The sequence below is a fragment of the Bacillus sp. 5w2 genome, from assembly GCF_054353775.1.
Genome location: NZ_JBTIWT010000019.1, coordinates 1 through 26,795, shown reverse-complemented (window position 1 = coordinate 26,795; position 26,795 = coordinate 1). Strand labels below are relative to the sequence as shown.

Here is a 26,795-nt window from a genome sequence, read left to right as displayed (position 1 = left end):
TTGAATTTAGAGCAAAGCGCTTTCTCTATGGCAGGAATATAATCGTATTTTAGTAAGGAAGTATTATTTTGTTTAGAGAAAATAATATTTCTTTCATTTGTGGACAAACTATTCCTTTGATACGATTGTTGTAAATGATTCTGCTTCATGTGAGAAAGGAAGGAGAAAATATGAGAAAAATTATTTTAGCTTCAGGATCACCTCGCAGAAAGGAATTGCTTGAGTTAGCAGGTGTACCGTTTGAAATCGTTGTAAGTGAAGTAGAAGAAACGATTGGTGCGTACTCATCACCTTCTGATATTGTTATGTCTCTTGCCCTGCAAAAAGCATCTGCGGTAGCAGAAACGAATGGTGATCACATTGTGTTAGGTGCAGACACAATTGTTACATATGATTCGCGTGTTCTTGGAAAGCCTTCTAATGAGGATGAGGCGAAAGAAATGTTACGATTATTATCAGGGAAAACACATGAAGTGTATACGGGTGTTGCAATTATAGCAAAAGACAAAACAGTCACTTTTTATGAGCGTACAGAAGTTATGTTTTGGGAATTAACAGAAGAGGAAATTGACGTATACGTTGCATCAAAAGAGCCTCTTGATAAAGCAGGAAGTTATGGAATTCAAGGTAAAGGATCTATTTTTGTTCAACATATTCAAGGGGACTACTATAGTGTAGTCGGGTTACCAATTTCACGTCTTGTTCGGGAATTAAAACAATTTAATATTGATGTAACCCATGCGTAGAATTGCATGGGATTTTCTTTGAGAGAACAAATAAAAGGGGTGGAGAAATGAACGGTATTCGTGATGTTGTCAAAGAAGAACAGCCACGGGAGCGTTTATTGTTAGAAGGAGCTGGGAGTTTATCGAATCGGGAGCTTCTTGCAGTGTTACTCAGAACAGGTTCTAAAGAAGAAACAGTTTTAAAGTTATCAGATAAAATTTTACATCACTTTGATGGTTTACGTATGTTGAAAGATGCAACGTTAGAAGAGCTTGTCAGTATACATGGTGTTGGGATTGCAAAGGCAGCCCAGCTTATAGCCGCTTTTGAACTTGGTAGAAGGATGGTACGTTTAGAATATCAAAATAGATATAGCATCCGAAGCCCAGAAGATTGTGCGAGATATATGATGGAAGAAATGCGCTTCCTGCAGCAGGAGCATTTTGTATGTTTATATTTAAACACAAAAAATCAAGTTATACATAGGCAAACGATTTTTATTGGAAGTTTAAACACATCAATTGTACATCCAAGGGAAGTTTTTAAAGAAGCATTCCGCCGTGCAGCAGCCTCTATCATATGTCTTCATAACCATCCCTCAGGAGACCCGACGCCGAGCAGAGAAGATATCGAAGTAACAAAACGCTTAGTAGAATGCGGTCGAATTATCGGAATTGAAGTGCTTGACCATATTATAATAGGTGACCATAAATTCGTGAGTTTAAAGGAAAAAGGTCATATTTAAGACTATGCTTTTTACTTATTTTGTTTTATAATGTGATTTATGAGTTTTTTGTAGAAATTTATCTACAAGAAGGATAAAGATATAAAAAACGTACTGTTTTTATAATATAAAGTAAGAAAAAATGAGTCCGTGAAAACAAGAAAGGAAGATAAAAAATATGTTTGGATTTGGTGGCTTTACTCGCGATCTTGGAATAGATTTAGGAACTGCAAACACGCTTGTATATGTAAAAGGAAAAGGTGTAGTTTTACGTGAACCTTCAGTAGTAGCGTTACAAACTGATACGAAACAAATCGTTGCTGTAGGTAGCGATGCAAAACAAATGATTGGTCGTACACCAGGAAACGTTGTGGCACTTCGCCCAATGAAAGACGGTGTAATTGCTGATTACGAAACGACAGCAACAATGATGAAATATTACATTCAACAAGCTCAAAAATCAAATGGATTCTTCTCACGTAAGCCTTACGTAATGGTATGTGTACCGTCTGGTATTACAGCTGTAGAAAGACGTGCAGTAATTGATGCGACTCGTCAAGCTGGTGCTCGTGACGCTTATCCAATTGAAGAACCATTTGCAGCGGCAATCGGTGCAAACTTACCTGTTTGGGAGCCAACTGGTAGTATGGTTGTTGATATCGGTGGCGGTACAACAGAAGTTGCAATCATTTCTTTAGGTGGTATTGTAACAAGCCAATCAGTTCGTGTTGCTGGTGATGATATGGATGATTCAATCATTCAGTACATTAAGAAAAGCTATAACTTAATGATCGGTGAAAGAACAGCTGAAGCATTAAAATTAGAAATCGGTTCTGCAGGCGAGCCAGAAGGTATCGAGCCTATGGAAATTCGCGGTCGTGATTTAGTAAGTGGTTTACCAAAAACAGTACTAATTCAGCCAGAAGAAATTGCAGATGCATTAAAAGATACAGTAGATGCAATTGTAGAATCTGTTAAAAATACGTTAGAGAAAACTCCACCTGAATTAGCAGCAGATATTATGGACCGTGGTATCGTATTGACAGGTGGCGGAGCATTACTACGTAATTTAGATAAAGTGATTAGTGAAGAAACAAATATGCCAGTTCTTGTTGCAGAAGACCCATTAGATTGCGTAGCAATTGGAACGGGTAAAGCATTAGACAATATCGATCTTTTCAAAACTGCTGCTCGATAATATTGCAAAATAAAAATCAGTAAAATTAAGAGGGTGTGAACGTGCCACAGTTTTTCTTAAACAAAAGATTAATTGTTTTGTTAGTTAGTATTATTCTTCTCGTGGCATTGATTGGAATCTCATTGAAAGAACGGAATAGTTTGACGTGGCCAGAGCAGTTTATTAAAGATACTGTCGGTGTTGTAGAGCGTGTATTCCAAAAGCCAGCGAAATACGTAGCTGGATTCTTTGAAGATGTGGAAGATGTAAAGCGCACGTATGAAGAGAATAAAGAATTAAAAGCAAAATTAGATAATTATGCAGAACTATCAGGAAAAGTAAAACAATTAGAAGATGATAAAAAGAAACTACAAGAGTTAACGGGTAAAAAAGAGTTGAATAGCGGTTATACTGAAATTCCAGCGACTGTTGTTTCTCGTAATCCAGATAAATGGTACGATTTAATTGGAATTGATAAAGGGGCACAGCAAGGAATTAAAAAAGATATGGCTGTAGTAACTTCACAAGGTTTAGTTGGACGAGTGAAAAGTGTATCTCAGTTTACATCATCAGTAGAATTACTAAGCTCTATGAGCCGAACAAATCGTGTTTCTGCTATCGTACAAGGTGACGAGAAAATCTTTGGATTGATTGAAGGTTACGACAAAGAAAAGCACTTACTTCTTTTCACAAAGATTGGCTCTGATGCTAAGGTAGAGAAAGATCAACTAGTTGTAACATCTGGACTTGGTGATATTTTCCCAAAAGGCCTTGTAATTGGAAAAATTGTTGATGTTCAGCCGGATCCATACGGTTTAACAAAAACAGCTTATGTAAAACCAGCCGCTGATTTAAATGACGTAGAGCATCTTATGGTTGCTAAACGTGAAACGCCTTCAGCGCCATTAGAATAGGAGGAGGAGAAGAGATGATGAAGATTTTAAAAAGAGCAGCTCTTCCTCTTTTGCTCCTTTTTGTTTTTCTATTTGAAAATATGTTTGCTACTGTTGTTCCAACAGAGGTTTTTTGGAAAGACAGTATAGCAGCACCTCATTTCTTTATAATTGTGTTATGTTTTATTACTGTGTACTATAGTCCGGTCCAAGGGATTTATTACGGACTCTTATTTGGTTTCTTATTTGATACCGTATACACAGAACTTGTCGGTATATATATTTTTGCGTATCCAATTTTAGCTTATTTAGTTTATAGTGTGATGAAGATACTACAATTGAATTTATTTATTGTTGCTTCTATCGTACTAGCTAGCATTGTAGCATTAGAGTATTATGTGTATGGATTTTTAACTTTGTTAGGACGTACTCATATGTCGGCGTATGTCTTTTTCACAGATCGTCTCCTGTCTACTTTATTGCTAAATGCAATTTTCTTATTGATAGTTTGTTTCCCACTGAGACGATATTTAGTGCGTCTTTCAAAAGCGATGGAAGAAAAAGAAAAAAGGATTTTCTAATTTTATGTCGAATTGAATCGGTGGGGTGAACTTTAGTGGAAGAAAAAAAGCAACAAAATGTAACAATAAAAGGGACAAAAGACGGAATAACGCTTCATTTAGATGATTGTTGTTCATTCTCTGAATTACTGAAGGAATTGGACGAAAAGCTTTCTACACATTACTATCATGGTGATGGGCGCTCTTTAATTGAAGTGCATGTGAAAGTGGGAAATCGTTATTTAACAGAAGTCCAACAAGAAGAGATTCGTACGTTAATTCGTAATAAAAAGAATCTTGTTGTGGATTCAATTGAAAGTGATGTTATAACTAAAGCGGAAGCAATAGCTTGGAAAGAAGAAACAGAAATTGTCCCTATTTCCAAAATTGTTCGCTCTGGACAAGTTTTACATGTAAAAGGAAATTTATTGTTAATTGGAGATGTTAATCCAGGCGGAACGGTTATCGCTGGGGGGAATATTTTTGTCGTAGGATCATTAAGAGGAATTGCGCATGCTGGGTATTATGGGGATTCGGATGCTGTAATCGCTGCATCTGTTATGAACCCGATGCAACTTCGAATTAGTGATGTGGCAATGCGGGCTCCGGAAGAGAAAGAAGACGGAGCGGAGGCGGCAGAATGTGCGTATATTAATGAGAACAATCACATTGTTGTCGATCGACTGCAACTTCTCACTCATCTTAGACCTAATTTAACAAAGTTAGAAAGGGGAATTGTATAGCTGTGGGAGAGGCAATAGTAATTACATCTGGAAAAGGCGGAGTAGGTAAAACTACAACGTCTGCGAACATTGGTACAGCCCTAGCGTTATCTGGAAAGAAAGTGTGCTTAATTGACACAGATATCGGTCTTCGAAACTTAGACGTAGTAATGGGGCTGGAAAATCGTATTGTATTTGATCTTGTTGATGTCGTTGAAGGGCGTTGCCGTTTACCTCAGGCTCTTATTAAAGATAAACGTTTTGATGATCTTTATTTATTACCTGCAGCACAAACGAGTGATAAATCAGCGGTAACACCTGAACAAATGGATGAATTAATACAAGTATTACGTCAAGATTACGATTACATATTAATTGATTGTCCTGCGGGGATTGAGCAGGGATTTAAAAACGCGGTAGCTGGTGCGGATAAAGCAATCGTTGTTACGACGCCAGAAGTATCCTCAATGCGCGATGCGGATCGTATTATCGGGCTTTTAGAAAAAGAGGATATTGAACCACCGAAACTTGTTATTAACCGTGTGCGTAGTCATATGCTTCATGAACAGGATATGTTAGATGTTGATGAAATCGTACGTACATTGTCAATCGAGCTTCTTGGTGTTGTCGAAGATGATGATGAAGTTATTCGTGCTACAAATACAGGTGAACCTGTAGCGTTGCAACCGAGTGGAAAAGCAGCGTTAGCTTATCGTAATATTGCAAGACGCTTGTTGGGTGAGAATGTACCATTACAAGCATTTGAACAAGAAAAGGTATCGGTATTTACAAAGGTGAAAAACTTCTTTGGAATCCGTTAACAGCACTTCGCACATATGCGAAGTGCTTTCTTTTTTCTTCACACGAATATCTTCCTTTCCTAGCTCATACATATGTACAAACTGTATACAACTGTTTCTACTTAAATCAGCTTAACGAAAGAAAGGAGACAGTATGAAGAATAGACGTGTAGAAGAAATTAAAAAACGGATTGCGAAAAGGAAGGCAGAGCAAGAAAGGATGGAGGAAGAGCAGTATTTTGCTGGAGGGAATTTTGATAGTGAATCAGTATTTATTGAAGAAGGAGAAAAGGAAATTCATCCTTTATTTCGAAAGGAAGTATTTTTCTTTAAAGTTTTGTTATCAGCAATATTAGTTCTTTCTGTCGCTATTTTATATAAGAATGCACCCTCTTCTTTCGACGGTGCGAAAGCTGTTACAGAAAAAGTGATGAAAGAAGAATTTCAGTTTGCTACTGTAGCGAAATGGTACGAAAAACAGTTTGGAAAACCACTCGTATTCTATTCGCCTAATGAGAAAAAAGAAGGAACCATTCAGCAAAAAGATTATGCAATTCCTGCTTCCGGAAAGGTGATGCAAGGGTTTCAAAAAAATGGCCAAGGTGTATTTGTTCAAACGGCTACAAATGCAACTGTTGAGTCAGTGAATGAAGGGCTAGTTGTTTTTGCAGGCAAGAAAGAGGAACTTGGAAATACAGTTCAAATTCAGCACGCGGATGGCACTGAGTCATGGTATGCAAATTTAAATGACATGTCGGTGAAATTATATGATTACGTTTCAAAGAAACAAAAAATTGGAACAGTGAATAATGATGCAAATAATAAAAATGGTAAGTTTTATTTCGCAATAAAAAAGAATGAAAAATTTATTGACCCGATTCAGGTGATTTCATTTGATTAAATATAGGGATGTTTTAACGAAGATTTCAGTGCATCCGTTGTTTTGGGTTATAATTGTCATTGGTATTTTTACGGCGCGTTTTAAAGAGTTACTACTGTTATTTTGTATCGTTCTCATCCATGAACTTGGGCATGCTTTTGCAGCGGCACACTATAATTGGCGTATTAAAAAGATTCAACTTTTACCGTTTGGTGGTGTGGCTGAGCTCGAGGAACATGGAAATAAGTCGTTGAAAGAGGAGCTTGTTGTTGTAATTGCAGGACCTATTCAACATATTTGGATGATGCTGGTAGGTTATATATTGTTTGAAGTTGGTTGGCTTGATGCGGATTTATATTATTTCTTTATGTGGAATAATATAATCATTTTAGCATTTAATTTACTACCTATTTGGCCGCTTGATGGTGGGAAAGTATTGTTTAACGTATTATCATATCGTTTTCCTTATTTACAAGCACATGAAAAGATGATGAAATTATCATGTGTTTTTTTTAGTGTAATACTAGGCTGGCAGTTACTTTGGAATAGCAACAATGTAATGATGTGGGTACTACTCATATTTTTAGCGGTATCGTTATATCAGGAATGGAAACAAAGACGGTATGCCTTTATGCGTTTTTTATTAGAACGTTATTATGGGAACAAAAGAGGAATTGAAAAGATTGCACCTATTGAAGTGCAATCAAAAGATCATTTATATAAGATATTCACAAAATTTCGTAGGGGGTATAAGCACTCTATTATCGTCCATGGAAAATATAAAGAACATTACACATTGGATGAAAATGAATTGCTCTATGCGTATTTTACTGAAAAACGAACAACTTCATCTGTTGAAGAATTAATCGGTTAGTGTTGACGATAGCACTAACCTTTTATTATTGTAAAAGCAAAGAAGATTATAAAGTGAGGAAATAATTTTGAAAACGTTATTTATGAACTACGCTGGATCGGAAAAACGAGTTGCAATTGAAGAGAAGAAAAAAATTGTAGAGTTTTTATGGAAACGAAATGAAGAACAAGAGATTGTTGGGCATATTTATGTTGGACGCATCGTAAGAACAATCGCTGGAATGAACGCAGCATTTGTAAACATCGGTTTAGAAAAACATGCGTACCTTTCATATGATGATGTACCATCTTCATATCGTATACATGAAGGGCAAGCGGTACTCGTACAAGTTGTGAAAGAAGCAATTGATACGAAAGGGCCGAAATTGACAGCGAACATAGAATTTACCGGGAAATATGTCGTTTATATGCCATATGATGAAATGCGTGCGGTTTCTCGGAAAATAAAAAACAATAAAAGAAGGCAACAGCTACTTCAAATTGAAGTAGAAGGGACCGGTGGTTACATTTTTCGCTCTGCTTCTGAAAAAGGAGAAATTGAAGAAATACAAGCTGAAATGCAAAGGTTACAGCAGTTATATGAAGAGTTAAAAAGAAAAGAGGGCCAAGGGAAAGCACCGTTACTGCTTCATCGACCGGCCACCTTTTTAGATCGTGTATTTCAAGAGAATCCAATTGAAACGATTGAAAAAGTAGTTGTAGATACAAGAAGTATTGTAAAAGAATTAGAAGAAAAAGTCGGAAAAGAAAAAGTATCTTTTTATAATGAAAAGTCTTCAATGTTTAACCATTTTGGAATAGAGCGTGAGATCGAGAAAGCACTTCAAAAAATTGTTTGGCTTCCGAATGGTGCTTATTTAATTGTGGAACAAATGGAGACGATGACTGTAATTGATGTGAATACGGGCAAGTTTACCGGAAAGCAAAATTTACAAGATACAGTCCTTCGTACAAATGAAGTGGCAGCTGAAGAGATTGCACGTCAATTAAGACTGCGTGATATTGGCGGTATGATATTAATTGATTTTATTAATATGAAAAGAAGAGAAGATAAAGAAAAGGTAAGAGAATGTCTCATAGCTGCTATGCAAAATGATCGCACATATACAAGAGTGCTCGGGTTTACAGAGTTAGGGGTTTTGGAGATGACACGTAAACGTAAAAAACATTCTTTACGCGATGTATTACTAGAAGAGTGTGTACCGTGCAAAGCGACGGGGTATGTGATGTCATATGAAACAATTGCGTATGAGTTAGAAAGAGAGTTAATCACATATGGCGATATAGAAGATGAGGCAGTATTAATCGCTGCACCTAAAGAGTTACAAAAACAATTTTTGCAAAAAGAATTACAAAAAAATATTCCATTTGAAATTTACTTCAAAGATGATATGATCGAAAAGTACGCTATTATTCGTTTTGGAAGTAAAACAGAAATTGTAGAACGGAAAAAATAGTTAGCAGAACATTTATTGACAACCGTCTATGATTCATGATAACATCTTTATGTTATAGTTTATAGCACCTAAACGGCTATATGCTACAACCGCACAAGACAGGTTCCCTAAAGACATTTATGTCTACCTCGTTTTTGGCGAGTCTTAGTAAATAAGAGGAGGTGCAAGTATGTACGCAATTATCGAAACAGGTGGAAAACAAATTAAAGTTGAAGCTGGTCAAGCAATCTACATTGAAAAATTAGATGTTGAAGCTGGTGAAACTGTTACTTTTGACAAAGTTCTTTTCGTTGGTGGCGAAAACGTTAAAGTTGGTAGCCCAGTTGTAGAAGGTGCAACAGTTACTGCGAAAGTTGAAAAACAAGGTCGCGCTAAGAAAATCATCGTTTTCAAATACAAAGCGAAAAAGAACAATCGTAAGAAACAAGGTCATCGTCAACCTTACACTAAGCTAGTTGTTGAAGCTATCAACGCTTAATTCTGGTTAACATGATTAAAATTACGATAAGTCGCACGAAATTAGGAAGTATCCAATCATTTAAAATGACTGGACATGCCAATTATGCGCCACATGGACAAGATCTTGTCTGTGCTGGAACTACAGCGGTTGTGTTCGGTTCTATAAATGCAGTGGAAGAACTTTGTAATGTGCAGGCAACTATTGAACTCGGAAGTGATGGCGGATTCTTAACGTATGAATTGCCTAATGATTTAGACGTTCATACAGCAGAAAAAGCACAGATACTTTTAGAAGGATTAGTTGTTTCGCTAAAGACGATCGAACTTGATTACGGAAAGTATATCCGTTTAATAGAAAAAGTGCAGGAGGTGTAACGTATGTTAAGATTAGATCTTCAGTTTTTCGCATCTAAGAAAGGTGTAGGTAGTACAAAGAACGGTCGTGACTCTCAGTCAAAACGTCTTGGTGCTAAACGCGCAGATGGTCAAACGGTTTCAGGTGGTTCAATTCTTTACCGTCAACGCGGTACAAAAATTTATCCAGGTGTTAACGTTGGTCGTGGTGGCGATGACACTTTATACGCGAAAGTTGACGGCGTAGTACGCTTTGAGCGTCTTGGCCGTGACCGCAAACAAGTGAGCGTATATCCTGTTGCTCAAGAAGCATAAGAACTCACGGAAAACTCTAACCTGAGTGCAGGTTAGAGTTTTTCTATATTAAGGAGTATCTAAATGAATGAAAAATGGACAATTATAGATGCATTGCGCCATTCAAGACATGATTGGCTCAATCGTATGCAGATGGTGAAAGGAAACCTTTCCCTTGGAAAAGTGGAAGAGATTCATAGTCTCATCGATCGTTTTGTCCAAGAAGCGAGACAAGAATCCAATCTGATGGGGCTATCAATGCCTTTATTTTCAGAGTGGATTTTAACATATAATTGGAAACAGCAGCCGTGCTTATTGGAGTACGAAGTATTAGGGAAATTACATAACTTCTCTCACTTAGATGAGACTGTATGTACATGGACGGATCAATTTTTCTCAATGCTTCAGCATAGTTTAGACGTATATGTTGAAAATTATGTTTGTATCACAATTGAATGTGACGCGGATAATGCTCGTTTCTTTTTTGATTTTCGTGGTAAGCTAACGAGTGTAGAAGAACTACAGAATTGGCTTGCGACCCAAAACAATAAATGGTATTCCATTTCTTATACAGTACGAGACGAAGAAGTCTCAGTTATATTACAACCAATCGAAAAAAGTGTGGTGAAATAATGTTTGTAGATCAGGTCAAGATATATGTAAAAGGCGGCGACGGTGGTAACGGAATGGTTGCGTATCGTCGTGAGAAGTATGTACCTAAAGGTGGCCCAGCAGGTGGCGACGGTGGTAAAGGTGCAGATGTTGTTTTTGTTGTTGAGGAAGGCTTACGTACATTAATGGATTTCCGCTACCAACGTCATTTCAAAGCTGATCGCGGTCAGCACGGAATGAGTAAAGGTCAGCACGGTCGTAAATCTGAAGATTTAATCGTAAAGGTTCCACCAGGAACAATAGTAAAAGATGAAAAAACAGGTCAAATTCTTGCGGATTTAGTAACGCATGAACAAACAGCTGTAATCGCAAGAGGTGGCCGTGGTGGCCGTGGTAACTCACGTTTCGCAACAGCAACGAACCCAGCGCCAGAAATCGCTGAGAACGGGGAACCAGGTCAAGAGCGTGATGTCATTCTAGAACTTAAAGTGCTAGCAGATGTTGGACTTGTTGGATTCCCAAGTGTAGGTAAATCTACATTATTATCTGTTGTATCATCAGCGCGTCCGAAAATTGCAGAATATCACTTTACAACAATCGTTCCAAATCTTGGTGTTGTTGAAACTGGTGATAACCGCAGTTTCGTTATGGCTGACCTTCCTGGACTAATTGAAGGCGCACATGCAGGCGTTGGACTTGGACACCAATTCTTACGTCATATTGAGCGTACACGTGTAATCGTGCACGTTATTGATATGTCTGGTTTAGAAGGCCGTGAGCCATATGAAGATTATGTAACAATTAATAATGAATTAAAAGAATACAATATGCGTTTAACAGAGCGTCCACAAGTTGTTGTTGCAAACAAAATGGATATGCCAGATGCAGAAGAAAACTTACAAGCATTTAAAGAGAAAGTGGGAGACGAAGTAAAAATCTTCCCAATCTCAGCTGTAACGAAACAAGGTGTTCGTGACTTACTATTTGAAGTAGCGAACTTATTAGAAACAACACCAGAATTCCCAATGTACGATGTTGTCGAGGAGTCTGAAGCAAGTGTAATGTACAAATTTGATGCTGAAAGTCTTAAATTTGAAATTACACGTGAAAGTGACGGCACATTTGTTATTTCTGGTTATGATATTGAGAAGACATTCAAAATGACAGACTTCTCACGTGATGAATCTATACGTCGTTTCGCTCGTCAAATGCGCGGAATGGGTATTGATGAAGCGCTTCGTGCACGTGGTGCAAAAGATGGAGATATTGTAAAAATTCTTGAATATGAATTTGAATTTATCGACTAAGACTGCCGAAATATGGCAGTCTTTTTTTATTGTAAATGTCTGATTCGTATAGGAAAAAATACCCACTAATTAAATTTTCAATTTATAATAGAACAAGGAGTGGTTTTGGAAGAATTTTTTATGGGGAGAAAACGAACATGTATAAAATATTAATTGTAGAAGACGATGAAAAAATAGCGGGAATATTAGAAGAGCATTTAGAAAGGTATGGCTATCAATCATTTAGAGCAAGTGATTTACGACATATAAAAGATGAGTTCGTAAAAGTAAATCCGCATCTCGTGTTACTTGATATTAATTTACCGTATTTTGATGGTTTCTATTGGTGTCGTCAAATCCGCAGTGTATCGAATGCACCAATTATTTTTGTTTCTGCAAGAACAGGAGAAATGGATCAAGTAATGGCGATTGAGAATGGCGGAGATGATTACATTACGAAGCCATTCCATTTAGATATCGTCATGGCAAAGGTGAAAAGTGCACTTCGCCGTGGCTATGGTGAGTACGCCTCTGTTGCTGAGAGTGATTGTTTAGGTGTAAATGGATTGTTGTTATTTCCATCCCAGCACATTGTTGAGTGGCATGGGCAACAAACGGAGCTGACAAAAAATGAATTTTACTTATTAGAGTGTTTAATGAAACAAGCAAATCAATATGTAACGCGTGAAGAACTGTTAGAAGCCCTGTGGGATGAGGTAGCTTTTGTTGATGATAATACATTAACCGTAAATGTAAAACGCGTAAGGAAGAAACTAGAGGAGCTAGGCATTAAAAATGCAATTGTAACGAAACGTGGATATGGTTATGCGCTTCTTACAGAGTGGGGAGAAGGGCATGAAGGTTAAAGATTACCTCATGGATCGCTTTTCTTTAATTCTTTCTTACATTGTTAGCCTTTGTTTATTTGGGCTCGTTTTGCAGTTGCAAAGTCTTCTAGAAAAGCGATCTATTGATTGGAATACGTGGTTATACGGACTTTTATTAGGGACAGTTGTTTTTACTGTATATCTCATTTACGATTACCGAAAACGGAGTGTGTTTTTAAAGAGGATCGAAAAGTATGTTACTGGCGGAAATACATTACATGATTCATTACTTATTGACACTTCTTATACGGCAGAGCAAGAGATGGTCGTTGAATCGTTTACGCTGTTAAGACAGCAATATATGAATGAAGTTCATAAACAACATGCAAAAGAACAACAGCAAATGATATTTATGAATCAATGGATTCATCAAATGAAAACACCAGTATCTGTTATTGAGTTACTATTACAGAAGTTTGGTAAAGAGCATCGTGAAGCAAGAGCAACAGTTGAAAGTATTCGCGAGGAAAATAATCGTATACTAAATGGTTTAGATTTAGCGTTACATATGGCAAGGTTAGAGCAGTTTGCGAAAGACTATAAAGTAGAAGTAGTAAATGTGATAGATATTATTCGAGGTATTATTAATGAAAATCGAAAGTCTTTCATTCAATCGTCTGTATTTCCGAAAGTGATGTTTGAGGAAGATACTTGTATGATTGCCTCTGATAGAAAATGGCTAAGTATTGCTATAGGGCAAATTGTTGTAAATGCAATTAAGTATACAAAAATTTCGGAAGCAGAGAAAAAGGAAATTCAATTTCAAATTGAAGAGAAAGATCAAAAGGTATTATTACATATTAAGGACAATGGAATCGGTATTCCAGAGCAAGATGTAAAGCGTATATTTGATCCATTCTTTACGGGGATAAATGGTCGTAAAACGAGAGAAGCGACTGGAATGGGTTTATATATTACGAAGGAAATTTGTGATAATTTACATCACGGTATTTATGTGCAATCGGCTGAAGGAGAAGGGACAATATTCACGTTCCAATTTGCAAAAGATGAAGAATATCATACATTAATGAGAAAAATGACAAAACTGTAAGATAACAAAACGTTTTGTAAGGGAAATCACTCGTTTCTTTTTCTTATTTTTCTTATAGTAAATGTAAGAAGAAAACACGTAGGGGGATTAGAAATGAGTGTTCTTGAAGTAAAAGGATTAACGAAGGTGTACCAATCAAAAGGTTCAGTAGCGACGACTGCTTTAAACGATATAAATTTTAAAATAGAAGAAGGCGAATTTGTAGGGATTATGGGTCCTTCAGGGAGCGGGAAAACAACGCTTTTAAATTTATTAGCAACAATTGATAAACAAACTTCAGGTCATGTGCTTGTAAATGGTGAAGAAATTAATCAAATGCGTGCCGCAAAATTAGCGGAGTTTCGCCGTACACATTTAGGATTCATCTTCCAAGATTTTAACTTACTTGATACGTTATCGATTAAAGAAAATATTATTTTACCGCTTGTAATGGCGAAGAAATCTGTAAATGAAATCGATGCGAAAGTGCTTGAGATTGCAAAGTTTTTAAATATCGAAGAAATTTTAAATAAAAAAGTGTATGAAGTATCAGGCGGACAACAACAACGTGCAGCAGCTGCGAGAGCGATTATTCATGAACCGACGTTAATTTTAGCGGATGAGCCAACTGGAAACTTAGATTCAAAGTCGGCGAAATCATTAATGAGCGCGTTACAAGACCTACATGAACAAAAGAAAGTAACCATTGCAATGGTTACGCATGATCCAGTAGCGGCGAGTTATTGCGAACGTATTCTTTTCATTCGCGATGGAGAGATTTTCTCAGAAATACATAAAGGAAGAACGAAGCAAGCCTTTTTCCAAGAAATTCTGGACGTACTTGCGATGCTAGGAGGAGAATATCATGAACTTTCGCCAGCTCGCGCTTAGTAATGTAAAAGGAAATTGGCGTAATTATAAAGCTTTCCTTATTAGTAGCTGTTTATCGATTGTCGTATTTTTCATGTATGCTTCCTTTATTTATCATCCAGATGTCGTAAGCGGTAATATTAGTATGAGGGAGATGATTTCAAAAGGATTAGAATCGATGAATTATATTGTAGTCATCTTCTCAGCACTTTTTATTTTATATGCAAATTCAACATTTTTACGAGCAAGGAAAAAAGAGTTTGGTCTACTAACATTAATAGGCGGAACAAAATCTCAACTTGGCCGAATGATTATATTAGAACAGCTTATGTTAGGTAGTATTGCAATTATAGTAGGTATTGGGCTTGGTATGCTTTGTTCAAAATTATTCTTCCAAGCATTAAGCGTAATATTGAAAATAGATAAAACACTTCCACTCGTATGGAATAGTAAAGCGGTTTTGATTACAGCGGGTGTATACTTTATTCTATTTTTAATCCTATCATTGTTTAGCGTTTGGACAGTAGGACGCTTGCAAATTATTGATTTATTAAGAGAAGCAAGAAAACAAAAAGTAGAACCTTTTGCATTTACATCGTTATGTGTAGTTGGTATAGGATGTATTATTGTTGCATATGTACTTAGCTTCCAAGTGACATTTATGAATTTTATCATACTGTTTTTACCGATTGTAGGGCTGACGATAGGCGGAACTTATTTACTGTTTACACAAGGTAGTACAGTCGTATTAAAAGCACTGCAAAAAAGAAAAAGATCTTTTTATACATATCCAAACATGTTCGTACTTAGCAATCTTATTTATAAAATGAAAGATAATGCTCGTTTTCTATTTGTAATTTCTATCATTACGGCGGTTGTATCTTCGGCAGTTGGTACACTGTACGTATTTTTTGAGGATATGAGTTATAAGGCAGTAACTAGTACCCCGCATGCTATTTCGTATGAGGAAAAAGGCATTCATACGCATAATGTCATAAAAGAAGGGAAAACAAAAGAATTAATAAAAAAACACGGATTTGAAGAAGCGCGAGAAGTAACGTATGTAAAACTTCCTGGAACTCAAAAAATCACGATGTTTAACAGTGAGCATGAAGTACCGATGGCGATTGTTTCAGAAAAAGAATATAATGCTGAAGCACGTAAACAAAAGAGAGAGCAAGTTAGAGAAGTTCATAATGCACCAGGTAGTGCAACGATGGTCATAATGGATATGGCGAACGATATGATGAAGATAGATCGTTCGAAACCGTATGAAATTAAAATTAACGGACAAAAGCAATCTGTTCAATTAAATGAGCCAACTCCATTTTCTGTTTTTAATGATGGTGAATATCTCATTGTGAATGATCAAGATTTTGAGAAATACGCAAAGCTTGTACCAGATGAAGAAAAGACGAAATATTACGGTTATTATATAGAAGACTGGAAAAGTACCGAAGACCTTGTGTTAGATTTGAAAAAGGAAGTTGCACCAGATAAGCAAGAGGAATTAAATAACTCGGTGCTCGCTTATAAAAATATAAGAGAATCAGGAGCAATTACGATGTTTATCGGTTTCTTTGTAGCTGTACTGTTCTTCTTCTTCGCTTGTAGTATGACATACTTTAAATGGTTTAACGATAAAGAACAAGATCGTATTCAATTTAAATCGTTAAAGAGAATCGGTATGACAGATAAAGAAATTCGTAAAATTGCAATTCGACAAATGGGCGTTATCTTCTTTATCCCAATTGTAATCGGTGCCATTCATAGTGGATTTGCTCTTCATACGTTAGGGAAAATGCTTTATCTCGATTTATGGAAATCAGGTGCGATTGTAATTGGAGCATACATTGTAGCTTCTGCGATTTACTTTATGATCGCGCAGAGAGGATATTTGAAACACGTGCAAAGCTAGAGAAACCTCTAGCTTTTTGCCTATGTAGTAAGTTATAGGGGGACGATAGATGAACATTCGGCAACTAGCGCTGCAAAATATAAAAGGAAATTGGCGTAATTATAAAGTGTTTTTCTTAAGCAGTTGTTTTGCAATATTTGCGTCTTTTGCATACATGTCTGTTATTGTACATCCGTATATGCAAGAGACACTGTGGTATCAAAACGTACGCTGGGGACTTATCGTATGTAATGTTATAATCATTTCTTTTTTCATTATATTTATTTTGTACTCTATTTCTATTTTCATAGAGGCACGTAAGAAAGAATTAGGATTATATATGTTAATGGGAGCAACGAAATCTAACGTAATAGGAGTAATTATGACCGAGCAAATATTGATTGGGGTATTTGCTAATATTTTCGGTATAGGGATTGGCATGATCTTTTTGAAACTCTTTTTTATGGTGATTAGTATGCTAATGCGTCTTCCGAAAGAACTCCCTGTCATATTTGACGTGAAAGCGATTGGGGTAACGTTTATTACATATATGGTTGTTTTTATTCTGTTATCTTTTATAAGTGCTTTACGTATATGGAATATAAAAATCATTCGGTTGTTGAAGGGCTTTCGAACGGATAAAAAAGAGAAGAAAACATCAATGTGGCTTTGTATATTCGGCTTTATTTGTTTAGTAGTAGGATATGTGTTAGCGTTACAAGCGACGATGCCAACGATAGCGTTATACTTTTTTCCTGTGTCTATACTTGTCTTTTTCGGTACGTACTTTTCTTTTACACACGGTACAATCCAATTGTTAGAAATGATTAAACGAAATAAAAAGATTATGTATACATATCCGTACTTATTTATAGTGAATCAATTGTCACATCGAATGAAGGAAAATGGTCGTTTTTTCTTTCTAATGTCGATGGCAACGACGTTTGTAGTTACGGCAACAGGTACGGTGTTCTTATATTTTTCGGGTATGCAAGATATGTGGCGGGATGGGGGGGCGCACTCATTTTCTTACATAGAAAAAGGTACTTCTTCTCATGAAGTCTTTGCGGAAGGTGCGGTTGAACAATTATTGCATCAATATGGGTATGATGACTTTCAATCTATGAGTTTTGTTGGAGTGTATGCATCCTTCCAGTCTAATAAGGGAGAAATCGAAGTTGCACCGCTTATAAAGGAAAGTGAATACAATCAAGAAGCGAGAAAACAAAAAAAGAAAATATATCATCCGAAAAAAGGTACAGTTACACTTGTTTATTATAATAAAAGTAATTATCCGAATGTATATAATCAAAAAGAGATTCAATTAAAAGTAATGAATCAAACGTATCCATTCGTATTTAACGGTCAGAAAGAAGGGGCGCGATTTAATTATCACCTCGCGCACATTAACGGTTTGTTTTTCGTTATGAATGATGAAGATTTTGACAGTATAGCAAATAAGGTTCCGGATTCTGAAAAAATGATATATCGAGGATACACATTACCCAATATCGAAAATACGAAAAAATTAAATGGAGATTTACGGAAACATATGAAACAAGATGATAATAATGCATTTCGAAGTAATATGGAGTTATATGTGAATATGAAAGAGTTTGGCGATATTACTTTATTTGTAGGTTCATTCATTAGTATATTATTCTTTCTTACTTCATGTAGTATCGTATATTTTAAATGGTTTCATAATATTGCATCCGATCGAAAGCAGTACGGGGCACTTTCTAAACTTGGAATGACGAAGGAAGAAGTGTGGAAGGTTTCTCGTTGGCAATTGTGTATGCTATTTTTTGCGCCAATTATAGTAGGAAGTATGCATAGTGCAGTTGCGTTATATACGTTTCATAATACGATCTTTATGGATGGTTCGTTACGAAAAGTAGGCTTGTTTATTCTATTTTATATCGCTGCATGCATCGTTTATTTCTTTTTCGCTCAAAGAGAATATAAGAAACATTTAGACTAGCGCATGCTAGTCTTTTTTAAATATTCGAAATTTACATAGAAGAATATAAAAAAGTATGGTATAACAGTAAGAAAACGAAAAAGAGGGGAAAAGACGATGATTCGAGTAGGATATTTAGGACCAGAAGCAACATTTACAAATATGGCGGTGAGTCGTTTTTTTCCGGAAGCAGAGCATGTACCGTATCGAACGATTCCAGATTGTATAGATGCAGCCGCAAATGAAAATGTAGATTTCGCAGTTGTACCGCTAGAAAATGCGATTGAAGGTTCAGTAAACATAACAGTCGATTATCTCGTACATGAACAACCGCTTTCCATTGTAGGAGAAATTACAGTACCGATTCAGCAGCATTTACTTGTACATCCGCAATATGCAGAAGTGTGGGAAGAAGTATATGCAGTGCATTCTCATCCGCACGCTATTGCACAATGTCATAAGTTTTTAAATGAAGAACTAAAAGGGGTAACCGTTCGAGATATGACATCAACAAGTGCTGCTGCACAATATGTAAAAGAACATCCTGAAGAAAAAATCGCTGCTATTGCAAACGAAGCAGCAGCAGAAAAATACGGATTAGCAATTGTAAGAAGTGGTATTCATACGCATAAAAACAATCATACACGTTTCCTTGTTTTGCATAAGAAAAAGAAAGCGGTACTCCCAAATAACGGAGAAAATCGCGGGGAGAAAACGACGCTTATGATAACGTTACCTGCGGATTATGCAGGAGCGCTATATCAAGTGTTATCAGCTTTCGCATGGAGAAAATTAAACTTATCCAAAATCGAATCTCGCCCGATGAAAACAGGACTTGGAAATTACTTTTTCTTAATCGATGTCGATAAAGCATACGATGACGTATTATTGCCAGGCGTAACGATGGAACTTGAAGCACTTGGTTTTTCTGTTACGGTGCTGGGGAGTTATTCTTCTTATTGGTTGTAAAGGGGAGTATTTGTAGTTAATTCGATATAAGTTCAGTCGCTAGTATACCGTCTGATAGATAAATAAAATCCCACCTATAAATGGTGGGATTCTTTATTTTAACTTCGCAAGACGATCTTCTAACTGACCACGCCAAATATCAGCTAGTTCTGGAACAGAAAGAACTTTTTCAATACCGTCTTTATCTTTTCTATTATGAAAATAGATTTCGTTAGAGAACAAAACAGAAACATTGCTCGGTTGACGTTCTAGTAATGTAATTTTTGAATCTTTACGTACAGTACCTTCCTGAAGAACGCGGCATAGGTAGCCAGTAAATCCAGTTGCTACAATGCGCGGCAGTATGCCAGGAATACCGAGGCGTTTTGAAATAGTGCTACAAGGTACGCGAGCTTGTGTCACTTGAATGATTGCTTCACCTAGTTGATAAGTATCTCCGATGCAAACATCACGCTCTAACATATTTGTTACGGTAATGTTTTCGCCAAATGTGGAAGCTGGAAGTGTTGTTTGGAATTCCTTTTCCCATAGTGCGTAATGTTCATATGGGTATACACAAACAGCACGATCAGGTCCCCCGTGGTGTTTTAAATCCGCTACATCATCGCCAAGGAAGCCATCTTTTGAGAGGAAAGCTTCTTCCGTAGAATCTTTACATATACCTGATATCATTTCTTTATCTTCGCCATATTTCATTTGTTTCGGTTTGCCAATGCTAAAGTGAACGAGTTCAATTCCCATATTTGATCTCCTTTATAATTGATTACAATATTATATCATTTACAAAATAAAAGCACAGAGAATTATAAAAACTCTGTGCTTTGCATTAATTAATAAACGAGAAATCCTGCTTTATCTAAAGCCTCGCAAGCAGCATCTAACTTTTCTTTAGAATCCGCTTCAATTGTATGTAAGTGAATACCATCTGTTAGTTGTGAAAGATAGGAAGCATTTGTGTTTTCGATTTTTTGTAGATACTGTTCTACATCAAAGCGATTACTTACCATAATAGATGCTGTTAAGTCACCGTATACAGGATGCTCAACTTTTACATCTTTAATCGTAACGCCGTGATCAACAAGCATTGTAAGTTCTTGACGTACTTCTGCTGGTTTATGTTGGCATACGATTACGCGTTCGAAAGCTTGTTGTTTCTCTTGCGGTTTTAAATATAAATAACCTTGAGCAGTTGCAATAATCGGTTCGTTTCGTGCTTTAAGCAAGGAAATATCTTGCACGATAACTTGTCTACTTACGTTTGTCTTTTTCGATAGCTCATTCCCGGATAACGGTTCATTTGCAGCAAGAAGCCACTTAAGGATAAGCTGTCGTCTTTCTTCACCTAAAATCTTTTTTTGTTCATTTTGTTTCATTATGATTTAACACCTCTATAAAATTGATTTCCAATTGTGTGTAGTGCATGAATAGTAGTATCAATTTGATCTTTCGTTGTTTGTTGTCCGAAAGAGAAGCGGACATATTGTTTTGCCTCTTCATACGTTTTTCCAATTGCAAGCATTGTTTTCGAAGGTTCTTGTTTACCGACTTGGCAAGCACTTCCCGTGGAAATGGCAATACCGCGACGATTACATTCTAGCATTGTATACTGACCTTCTATTCCTTTTATTGTAACCCCAATAATATGTGGTAAACAAGAAGTAGAATGACCTTCTACTTCAATTTCTAGCGGAAGTGTTTGTAATTGCTCTAAAAAGTAGGATCGTAACTCTTTAAAACGTAAACTTTCTTCCTGTTGATTTTTTAATATATTCTCAGCAGCTGTTAAAAAAGATGCGATGCCAGGAACGTTTACCGTACCTGGACGAAATCCTTTTTCGTGAGAAGTTCCCGGGAATATTTGTGTCCAGCGAACTTGCGGATTGATATAGCAAGCGCCAACACCCTTTGGTCCGTATATTTTATGTGCTGAAACAGAAAGACTATCAATCCCCATCTCAAAAACATGGATAGGAAGTTTACCAAATGTTTGCACACAATCTGAATGAAATAAAACGTTATATTTTTTTAAAAGTGCCCCGATCTCTGCGATATTTTGAACGGTTCCGATTTCAGAGTTTCCGTGCTGTATACTCGCTAGAACAGTATCTTCTGTAATAGCTGCTTCTAAATCTACTAAACGAATGAGTCCATTTTTATCAACAGGAATTTCAGTAATCGTATACCCTTTTGATTGTAAGGATTGAAAATAACTTCGAATGGATGCATGTTCCATAGGTGTCGTAATAATATGCTTCTTATTTTGGGCGTTGAGAAGGGATTGAATCGCAAGGTAGTTCGATTCTGACCCGCCGCTCGTGAAGAATACCCCCTGCTCTTTTCCACCAATCATGTCAGCAAATGTTTTTCTGCAAACGTGTAATAAAGAAGAGGCTGTTCCTCCAATGTCGTGTAAACTTTGTTCATTTCCGAAGTATTGCGTTGCTGCTTTCATATATGTTTGTAATGCTTCCACGCTCATAGGTGTAGTAGCTGCATAGTCAAGATATATCATCATGTAAAGTCCTCTCTCTAGTAAGAGTTACATTTCTTTTGTTTTTTAAATGGTAGTGAAAATAAGAATTATAAAAAAACTCTTGTCATTATTTTAAAACTATGTAAATATAGGTGTCAAGACAGTTGAAAAGTGTAAAGTAGGAGGCAACAATTATGCCAAGTGCAGATGTCTTAATTATTGGAAGTGGCGTTGCGGCACTTCGTGTTGCGAAAGAGATTTGTCACGAAAAGAATGTGATTATTATCACAAAGGAAACAAATCGTAATAATAATACATATTTAGCGCAAGGTGGAATTGCCGCAGCGGTTGCTACATATGACAATCCAAATGATCATTTTGAAGATACGTTAGTAGCAGGATGTCATTATAACAAGGAAGAAGTGGTCCGTTATTTAGTCGAGGAAGGACCGAAAGAAATGAATAATCTCATTGAAAATGGAATGAAATTTGATGGAGATGAAACGGGTCCTCATCTTGGAAAAGAAGGTGCACATCGCAAGCGTCGTATTTTACATGCAGGTGGCGATGCGACAGGAAAGAATTTATTAGAGCATTTCATTCAAGAAGTAGCCCCGCACGTTACGGTAGTGGAACAGGAAATGGTGCTCGATTTTATTATAGAAAATGATAAATGTATCGGGGCTTTAACTCGTAATAGTAAAGGAGAATTGAAGCGTTACGTTGCAGATTATACGGTGTTAGCAACAGGAGGGATTGGTGGTTTATACGCCTTTACTTCTAACGACAAGACAATTACGGGTGATGGACTTGCGATGGTGTACCGCGCAGGCGGGGAGCTCGTAGATTTAGAGTTTGTACAATTTCATCCGACAATGTTATACGCGATCGAGCGATGCTGCGGCCTCGTCTCTGAAGCAGTTCGCGGAGAAGGAGCTGTCCTTATAAATGGAAAAGGGCAGCGTTTTATGATGGATATACATCCTGATCACGATCTCGCACCGCGTGATGTAGTGGCAAGAGCGATCCATGAACAGCTTTTGGCAGGTGAGAAAGTGTATTTGAATATCGAGTCTATCCAAAATTTCGAAGAACGTTTTCCGACTGTATCATCATTGTGTAAAAAGAATGGTGTCGATATAAATGACAAATGCATTCCAGTCGTACCTGGTGCTCATTTTCATATGGGCGGCGTGAAAACGAACTGTGATGGAGAGACGTCCATTCCAAATTTATATGCGATCGGAGAAGTAGCTTGTAATGGTGTTCATGGAGCAAATAGATTAGCAAGTAATTCATTATTAGAAGGTCTTGTGTTTGGAAAAAGAATAGGACAACATATTTTAACGAAAGCGACAAAAGAAAGATTGAACAACTTGGCTGAGAAGGAAAAGAAGTTTATCGTTCTCAAGCATTTGCCGGCGAAAGAAGAAATACAAGAATGCATGATGAAATATGTTGGGATTGTACGAACAGAGCAAAGTTTATCTTATGCAAAGAGATGGCTTAGTAAGTATGGTGTTCGAAATATGATACTACAACATGATGCTCTTACGAATGAAGAGATAACGATTATTAATATGTTAACGGCCTGTGAGCTTATAGTTGTATCAGCTTTGCAAAGAGAAGAAAGCATTGGTGGTCATTATCGAAGTGATTATCCAGATAGAAATAGCGTAAAAAAAGAGATCGTTCGAGTGAAAAGAAAACTACAACTTGTGTGATGAGGGGAAGAGGGGCTTTATGAATACGATAAAAGTGAAAGAAGCATTAAATCGATTTTTTCTAGAAGATATAGGAGAAAGAGATGTAACATCTCAGCTTATTTTTCCAGACAATTTACTTTCAAAAGGAACGTTTCTTGCGAAGGATACAGGGGTCTTTGCGGGGCGTTTAGTCATTGAAGAAGGATTTAAATTAATTGATGAGAGAATTGAAGTGGAGCTTCATAAAAAAGATGGAGATCTTGTAGAAAAGGGCGAAATAATCGCAACTGTGCAAGGGCCAATTGCTTCGTTATTAACGGCAGAGCGCGTTATATTAAACGTTATCCAGCGTATGAGCGGGATAGCTACAATGACACATGAAGCTGTTCTTGCTTTAGATAGCAGCCATACACGCATTTGTGATACGAGAAAAACGATGCCGGGAATCCGTATGTTTGATAAGTATGCAGTCTTGTGCGGAGGCGGATTTAACCACCGTTTCGGTTTATATGATGGTGTCATGATTAAAGACAATCATATTGCTTTTGCAGGTTCTATTACGAAAGCTGTTACATCGGTGAAAGAAAAAGTAGGGCATATGGTGAAAGTGGAAGTGGAGACAGAAACAGAGGAGCAAGTGAGAGAGGCTGTAGCTGCTGGTGCAGATATTATTATGTTTGATAACCGTACGCCAGATGAGATTCGAGAGTTTTCAAAGATTGTGCCAAGTGCCATCGTTACAGAAGCTTCAGGAGGCATTACGATTGAAGATTTATCGAAATACGGAAAAACAGGGGTAGATTATATTTCACTTGGAGCGTTAACACATTCAGTGAAAGCACTTGATATTAGTTTCAATATTGAGGCGTAAGGAAAGTGGCTTAGAGGGGGAGAAAGAAATATGAGTATTTTAGAAAAAGTGCAACCGATTGAAACGATGTTACCGGAGCGTTATCACACGATGTCAACAGAAGATATGGAAAAGCGTGTTCGTGAAATTAAAGAAAAAATGGGGGAAACGTTATTTATTCCAGGGCACCATTACCAAAAAGATGAAGTGGTACAATTTTCAGATGCAGCAGGAGATTCGCTGCAGCTTGCACAAGTTGCAGCAAGTAATAAAGAGGCGAAATATATTGTATTTTGTGGCGTTCATTTTATGGCAGAAACAGCAGATATGTTAACGACGGATGAACAAGTTGTCATCTTACCAGATATGCGCGCAGGTTGTTCGATGGCAGATATGGCAGATATTGAACAAACAGAAAGAGCGTGGAAAGAGCTCACGAAATTATTTGGAGATACGATGATTCCGTTAACGTATGTAAACTCTACAGCTGCCATTAAAGCATTTTGTGGTCGTAACCGAGGAGCAACAGTAACTTCTTCAAATGCAAAACAAATGGTATCTTGGGCGTTTACACAAAAAGAGCGTCTCGTCTTTTTACCAGACCAACATTTAGGAAGAAATACAGCGTACGATTTAGGTATCCCGTTAGATAAAATGGCAGTATGGGACCCGCATACAGATTCATTAGAGTATGATGGAGATATAGAAGAAATTCAAGTGATTTTATGGAAAGGTCATTGTTCGGTACATCAAAACTTTACAGTGAAAAATATTGAGAATGTACGAAAAAATCATCCGAATATGAATATTATTGTACATCCGGAATGTTGTTATGAAGTTGTAGCTGCTTCGGATTATGCAGGGTCAACGAAATATATTATTGATATGATTGAATCAGCACCATCTGGTAGTAAATGGGCAATTGGTACAGAGATGAATTTAGTGAACCGAATTATTCAGCAACATCCAGATAAAGAAATTGTTTCACTTAATCCATTTATGTGTCCATGTTTAACGATGAACCGAATTGATCTGCCGCACTTATTATGGGTGCTTGAAACGGTAGAAAGAGGAGAAGAAATTAACGTTATTAGCGTTGATACACAAGTAACGGAAGAAGCAATTCTTGCATTAAATCGCATGTTAGAGCGTGTGTGAAGCAACGGTATTTCTGTTGCTTTTTTTCATGCATATAATCATAACGAGAACGAAATGGGCATACATTGTTTTGAAGAAATCATTGCGATTTTTTTATCCCACATTAATGGGCAGCCCGATTGGTGCGCACTGATTAAAGTTTCACTTTATGCTTATTCCACTTCTAATGATATTGAAAATCGAAGAAGTGATACAAGTGAAAAGAAGTTAACGTTATTTAGAAAGGGTTACTTCATGAGATTTGTTACTTATAGATAAGTTATACAGGAGGGGGAAAATTTGAAAATTCATATCGTGCAAAAAGGGGATACCCTTTGGAAAATTGCGAAAAAGTACGGAGTGGATTTTGACACGCTGAAACAAACAAATACACAACTTAGTAATCCGGATTTAATCATGCCAGGTATGAAAATTAAAGTACCATCAAACAGCGTCCACGTAAAACAACAGGCTGGGGCAGGTTCAGCACCTCCAAAACAATATGTAAAAGAAGTACAGCAAAAAGAATTTGCAGCAACACCAACGCCACTTGGAATAGAAGATGAAGAAGAAGTTACGTATCAATCAGCACCCATTACACAGCAACCTGCTATGCAACAAACACAAAAAGAAGTGCAAGTAAAACCACAAAAAGAAGTACAGGTAAAGCCGCAGAAGGAAATGCAAGTGAAACCGCAAAAAGAAGTACAGGTAAAGCCACAAAAAGAAGTGCAAAAAGAAAAGCCAGTTGAAAAACCGTCTGTTATTCAAAAACCACCTGTTATAGAAAAACAAAAACCAGCAGAAAAAGAAAACACGAAGTTTTCGGTAAATGTATTACCACAGCCGCCGCAACCACCAATAAAAGCGAAGAAAGAATATAAAATTTCAGATGTAATTAAAAAAGGAAGCGAGTTAATTGCTCCTCAAATTACTAAAATGAAACCTAATAACGTCATTTCTCCGCAAACGAAAAAAGATAACATAGTGTCACCACAAGTGAAGAAAGAGAACGTAGGAAATATAGTATCACCGCAAGTGAAGAAAGAGAATATAGGAAATATAATATCACCGCAAGTAAAGAAAGAAAATATAGGAAATATAGTATCACCGCAAGTAAAGAAAGAAAATATAGGAAACATAGTATCACCGCAAGTAAAGAAAGAAAATATAGGAAACATAGTATCACCGCAAGT

The 26,795-nt window shown here is 36.8% G+C and carries 27 protein-coding genes, 1 pseudogene and 1 other annotated feature; of the genes and pseudogenes, 25 read left to right on the top strand and 3 right to left on the bottom strand.

What is annotated here, in order from left to right; translation table 11 throughout:
* Positions 1-170 precede the first annotated feature (170 nt).
* From ACXY7N_RS24230 to pheA, 21 genes are all read left to right on the top strand, one after another.
* Positions 171-746, top strand: coding sequence for a Maf family protein (locus tag ACXY7N_RS24230; protein ID WP_353811027.1), 576 nt, complete (start codon positions 171-173; stop codon positions 744-746).
* A gap of 47 nt (positions 747-793) precedes the next feature.
* The gene (gene radC, locus ACXY7N_RS24225) at positions 794-1,471 is read left to right on the top strand and encodes a DNA repair protein RadC (protein WP_016135385.1); all 678 of its coding nucleotides are present in this window, start codon (positions 794-796) and stop codon (positions 1,469-1,471) included.
* 157 nt (positions 1,472-1,628) lie between these two features.
* On the top strand, positions 1,629-2,648 hold the full coding sequence (mreB, locus tag ACXY7N_RS24220; protein WP_000466737.1) for a cell shape-determining protein MreB: 1,020 nt from the start codon (positions 1,629-1,631) through the stop codon (positions 2,646-2,648).
* Between the two features lie 41 nt (positions 2,649-2,689).
* The gene (gene mreC, locus ACXY7N_RS24215) at positions 2,690-3,541 is read left to right on the top strand and encodes a rod shape-determining protein MreC (protein ID WP_016086136.1); all 852 of its coding nucleotides are present in this window, start codon (positions 2,690-2,692) and stop codon (positions 3,539-3,541) included.
* Positions 3,542-3,555: 14 nt separating this feature from the next.
* Positions 3,556-4,101 carry a rod shape-determining protein MreD gene (gene mreD / locus ACXY7N_RS24210; RefSeq protein ID WP_016086137.1) on the top strand — a complete coding sequence of 182 codons (546 nt, stop codon included), beginning with the start codon at positions 3,556-3,558 and terminating at the stop codon, positions 4,099-4,101.
* A 35-nt stretch (positions 4,102-4,136) separates the two neighbouring features.
* Positions 4,137-4,823, top strand: a complete 687-nt coding sequence (minC, locus tag ACXY7N_RS24205) for a septum site-determining protein MinC (RefSeq protein WP_016086138.1) — start codon at positions 4,137-4,139, stop codon at positions 4,821-4,823.
* Between the two features lie 2 nt (positions 4,824-4,825).
* Entirely contained in the window at positions 4,826-5,623 is a 798-nt protein-coding gene (gene minD, locus ACXY7N_RS24200) for a septum site-determining protein MinD (protein WP_000503311.1), read from the top strand.
* Between the two features lie 133 nt (positions 5,624-5,756).
* Entirely contained in the window at positions 5,757-6,503 is a 747-nt protein-coding gene (spoIVFA, locus tag ACXY7N_RS24195) for a stage IV sporulation protein SpoIVFA (RefSeq protein ID WP_016086139.1), read from the top strand.
* Complete coding sequence (gene spoIVFB, locus ACXY7N_RS24190; protein ID WP_016086140.1) at positions 6,496-7,356, top strand: stage IV sporulation intramembrane metalloprotease SpoIVFB; 861 nt, start codon at positions 6,496-6,498, stop codon at positions 7,354-7,356. Before spoIVFA ends, spoIVFB begins: the two co-directional genes overlap by 8 nt.
* Before the next feature lie 67 nt (positions 7,357-7,423).
* Positions 7,424-8,812 carry an Rne/Rng family ribonuclease gene (locus tag ACXY7N_RS24185; RefSeq protein WP_016135384.1) on the top strand — a complete coding sequence of 463 codons (1,389 nt, stop codon included), beginning with the start codon at positions 7,424-7,426 and terminating at the stop codon, positions 8,810-8,812.
* 77 nt (positions 8,813-8,889) lie between these two features.
* Positions 8,890-8,967 (top strand) — a sequence feature (ribosomal protein L21 leader region).
* 14 nt (positions 8,968-8,981) lie between these two features.
* Positions 8,982-9,290, top strand: coding sequence for a 50S ribosomal protein L21 (gene rplU / locus ACXY7N_RS24180; RefSeq protein WP_000270907.1), 309 nt, complete (start codon positions 8,982-8,984; stop codon positions 9,288-9,290).
* A gap of 11 nt (positions 9,291-9,301) precedes the next feature.
* Positions 9,302-9,646, top strand: a complete 345-nt coding sequence (locus ACXY7N_RS24175; RefSeq protein ID WP_002008596.1) for a ribosomal-processing cysteine protease Prp — start codon at positions 9,302-9,304, stop codon at positions 9,644-9,646.
* 3 nt (positions 9,647-9,649) lie between these two features.
* Positions 9,650-9,940, top strand: a complete 291-nt coding sequence (gene rpmA / locus ACXY7N_RS24170) for a 50S ribosomal protein L27 (protein ID WP_000944957.1) — start codon at positions 9,650-9,652, stop codon at positions 9,938-9,940.
* A gap of 63 nt (positions 9,941-10,003) precedes the next feature.
* Positions 10,004-10,552 (top strand): sporulation initiation phosphotransferase B, encoded by a 549-nt coding sequence (locus tag ACXY7N_RS24165; RefSeq protein WP_016086142.1) that lies wholly within the window; start codon positions 10,004-10,006, stop codon positions 10,550-10,552.
* On the top strand, positions 10,552-11,838 hold the full coding sequence (gene obgE / locus ACXY7N_RS24160; protein ID WP_000497121.1) for a GTPase ObgE: 1,287 nt from the start codon (positions 10,552-10,554) through the stop codon (positions 11,836-11,838). The genes ACXY7N_RS24165 and obgE overlap by 1 nt, the downstream gene beginning before the upstream one ends.
* Before the next feature lie 137 nt (positions 11,839-11,975).
* The gene (locus ACXY7N_RS24155) at positions 11,976-12,683 is read left to right on the top strand and encodes a response regulator transcription factor (RefSeq protein ID WP_016135383.1); all 708 of its coding nucleotides are present in this window, start codon (positions 11,976-11,978) and stop codon (positions 12,681-12,683) included.
* On the top strand, positions 12,673-13,755 hold the full coding sequence (locus tag ACXY7N_RS24150) for a HAMP domain-containing histidine kinase (RefSeq protein WP_088084377.1): 1,083 nt from the start codon (positions 12,673-12,675) through the stop codon (positions 13,753-13,755). The genes ACXY7N_RS24155 and ACXY7N_RS24150 overlap by 11 nt, the downstream gene beginning before the upstream one ends.
* 93 nt (positions 13,756-13,848) lie before the next feature.
* On the top strand, positions 13,849-14,625 hold the full coding sequence (locus ACXY7N_RS24145; RefSeq protein ID WP_000114530.1) for an ABC transporter ATP-binding protein: 777 nt from the start codon (positions 13,849-13,851) through the stop codon (positions 14,623-14,625).
* Positions 14,600-16,522: an FtsX-like permease family protein gene (locus ACXY7N_RS24140; RefSeq protein WP_488592647.1), complete on the top strand. Its 1,923-nt coding sequence runs from the start codon at positions 14,600-14,602 to the stop codon at positions 16,520-16,522. The genes ACXY7N_RS24145 and ACXY7N_RS24140 overlap by 26 nt, the downstream gene beginning before the upstream one ends.
* A gap of 49 nt (positions 16,523-16,571) precedes the next feature.
* Positions 16,572-18,485: an ABC transporter permease gene (locus ACXY7N_RS24135; RefSeq protein ID WP_488592646.1), complete on the top strand. Its 1,914-nt coding sequence runs from the start codon at positions 16,572-16,574 to the stop codon at positions 18,483-18,485.
* A 96-nt stretch (positions 18,486-18,581) separates the two neighbouring features.
* On the top strand, positions 18,582-19,433 hold the full coding sequence (gene pheA / locus ACXY7N_RS24130) for a prephenate dehydratase (protein ID WP_016086147.1): 852 nt from the start codon (positions 18,582-18,584) through the stop codon (positions 19,431-19,433).
* Between the two features lie 93 nt (positions 19,434-19,526).
* On the opposite strand, the gene ACXY7N_RS24125 is transcribed toward pheA, so the two are convergent.
* From ACXY7N_RS24125 to ACXY7N_RS24115, 3 genes are all read right to left on the bottom strand, one after another.
* Positions 19,527-20,174 carry an MOSC domain-containing protein gene (locus ACXY7N_RS24125; protein ID WP_016135379.1) on the bottom strand — a complete coding sequence of 216 codons (648 nt, stop codon included), beginning with the start codon at positions 20,172-20,174 and terminating at the stop codon, positions 19,527-19,529.
* A gap of 89 nt (positions 20,175-20,263) precedes the next feature.
* Positions 20,264-20,806, bottom strand: a complete 543-nt coding sequence (locus tag ACXY7N_RS24120) for a transcription repressor NadR (RefSeq protein WP_016086149.1) — start codon at positions 20,804-20,806, stop codon at positions 20,264-20,266.
* The gene (locus ACXY7N_RS24115; protein ID WP_016135378.1) at positions 20,806-21,948 is read right to left on the bottom strand and encodes an IscS subfamily cysteine desulfurase; all 1,143 of its coding nucleotides are present in this window, start codon (positions 21,946-21,948) and stop codon (positions 20,806-20,808) included. The genes ACXY7N_RS24120 and ACXY7N_RS24115 overlap by 1 nt, the downstream gene beginning before the upstream one ends.
* Positions 21,949-22,100: 152 nt before the next feature.
* On the opposite strand from ACXY7N_RS24115, the gene nadB reads away from it, so the two are divergent.
* From nadB to exsA, 4 genes and pseudogenes are all read left to right on the top strand, one after another.
* Positions 22,101-23,630 carry an L-aspartate oxidase gene (nadB, locus tag ACXY7N_RS24110; RefSeq protein ID WP_016086151.1) on the top strand — a complete coding sequence of 510 codons (1,530 nt, stop codon included), beginning with the start codon at positions 22,101-22,103 and terminating at the stop codon, positions 23,628-23,630.
* Positions 23,631-23,649: 19 nt separating this feature from the next.
* Positions 23,650-24,483, top strand: coding sequence for a carboxylating nicotinate-nucleotide diphosphorylase (gene nadC / locus ACXY7N_RS24105; protein WP_098560915.1), 834 nt, complete (start codon positions 23,650-23,652; stop codon positions 24,481-24,483).
* A 30-nt stretch (positions 24,484-24,513) separates the two neighbouring features.
* Positions 24,514-25,620, top strand: a complete 1,107-nt coding sequence (nadA, locus tag ACXY7N_RS24100) for a quinolinate synthase NadA (protein WP_488592645.1) — start codon at positions 24,514-24,516, stop codon at positions 25,618-25,620.
* A 279-nt stretch (positions 25,621-25,899) separates the two neighbouring features.
* A pseudogene (gene exsA / locus ACXY7N_RS24095) lies at positions 25,900-26,795 on the top strand (spore coat assembly protein ExsA); the annotation flags it as partial.

Bases quoted from the DNA above. Each gene is read 5' to 3' on its own strand.
- ACXY7N_RS24230 (WP_353811027.1), top strand. From the start codon at position 171: ATGAGAAAAATTATTTTAGCTTCAGGATCACCTCGCAGAAAGGAATTG.
- radC (WP_016135385.1), top strand. From the start codon at position 794: ATGAACGGTATTCGTGATGTTGTCAAAGAAGAACAGCCACGGGAGCGT.
- mreB (WP_000466737.1), top strand. From the start codon at position 1,629: ATGTTTGGATTTGGTGGCTTTACTCGCGATCTTGGAATAGATTTAGGA.
- mreD (WP_016086137.1), top strand. From the start codon at position 3,556: ATGATGAAGATTTTAAAAAGAGCAGCTCTTCCTCTTTTGCTCCTTTTT.
- spoIVFA (WP_016086139.1), top strand. From the start codon at position 5,757: ATGAAGAATAGACGTGTAGAAGAAATTAAAAAACGGATTGCGAAAAGG.
- rplU (WP_000270907.1), top strand. From the start codon at position 8,982: ATGTACGCAATTATCGAAACAGGTGGAAAACAAATTAAAGTTGAAGCT.
- ACXY7N_RS24175 (WP_002008596.1), top strand. From the start codon at position 9,302: ATGATTAAAATTACGATAAGTCGCACGAAATTAGGAAGTATCCAATCA.
- rpmA (WP_000944957.1), top strand. From the start codon at position 9,650: ATGTTAAGATTAGATCTTCAGTTTTTCGCATCTAAGAAAGGTGTAGGT.
- ACXY7N_RS24165 (WP_016086142.1), top strand. From the start codon at position 10,004: ATGAATGAAAAATGGACAATTATAGATGCATTGCGCCATTCAAGACAT.
- obgE (WP_000497121.1), top strand. From the start codon at position 10,552: ATGTTTGTAGATCAGGTCAAGATATATGTAAAAGGCGGCGACGGTGGT.
- ACXY7N_RS24155 (WP_016135383.1), top strand. From the start codon at position 11,976: ATGTATAAAATATTAATTGTAGAAGACGATGAAAAAATAGCGGGAATA.
- ACXY7N_RS24150 (WP_088084377.1), top strand. From the start codon at position 12,673: ATGAAGGTTAAAGATTACCTCATGGATCGCTTTTCTTTAATTCTTTCT.
- ACXY7N_RS24145 (WP_000114530.1), top strand. From the start codon at position 13,849: ATGAGTGTTCTTGAAGTAAAAGGATTAACGAAGGTGTACCAATCAAAA.
- ACXY7N_RS24140 (WP_488592647.1), top strand. From the start codon at position 14,600: ATGAACTTTCGCCAGCTCGCGCTTAGTAATGTAAAAGGAAATTGGCGT.
- ACXY7N_RS24135 (WP_488592646.1), top strand. From the start codon at position 16,572: ATGAACATTCGGCAACTAGCGCTGCAAAATATAAAAGGAAATTGGCGT.
- pheA (WP_016086147.1), top strand. From the start codon at position 18,582: ATGATTCGAGTAGGATATTTAGGACCAGAAGCAACATTTACAAATATG.
- ACXY7N_RS24125 (WP_016135379.1), bottom strand. From the start codon at position 20,174: ATGGGAATTGAACTCGTTCACTTTAGCATTGGCAAACCGAAACAAATG.
- ACXY7N_RS24120 (WP_016086149.1), bottom strand. From the start codon at position 20,806: ATGAAACAAAATGAACAAAAAAAGATTTTAGGTGAAGAAAGACGACAG.
- ACXY7N_RS24115 (WP_016135378.1), bottom strand. From the start codon at position 21,948: ATGATGATATATCTTGACTATGCAGCTACTACACCTATGAGCGTGGAA.
- nadB (WP_016086151.1), top strand. From the start codon at position 22,101: ATGCCAAGTGCAGATGTCTTAATTATTGGAAGTGGCGTTGCGGCACTT.
- nadC (WP_098560915.1), top strand. From the start codon at position 23,650: ATGAATACGATAAAAGTGAAAGAAGCATTAAATCGATTTTTTCTAGAA.
- nadA (WP_488592645.1), top strand. From the start codon at position 24,514: ATGAGTATTTTAGAAAAAGTGCAACCGATTGAAACGATGTTACCGGAG.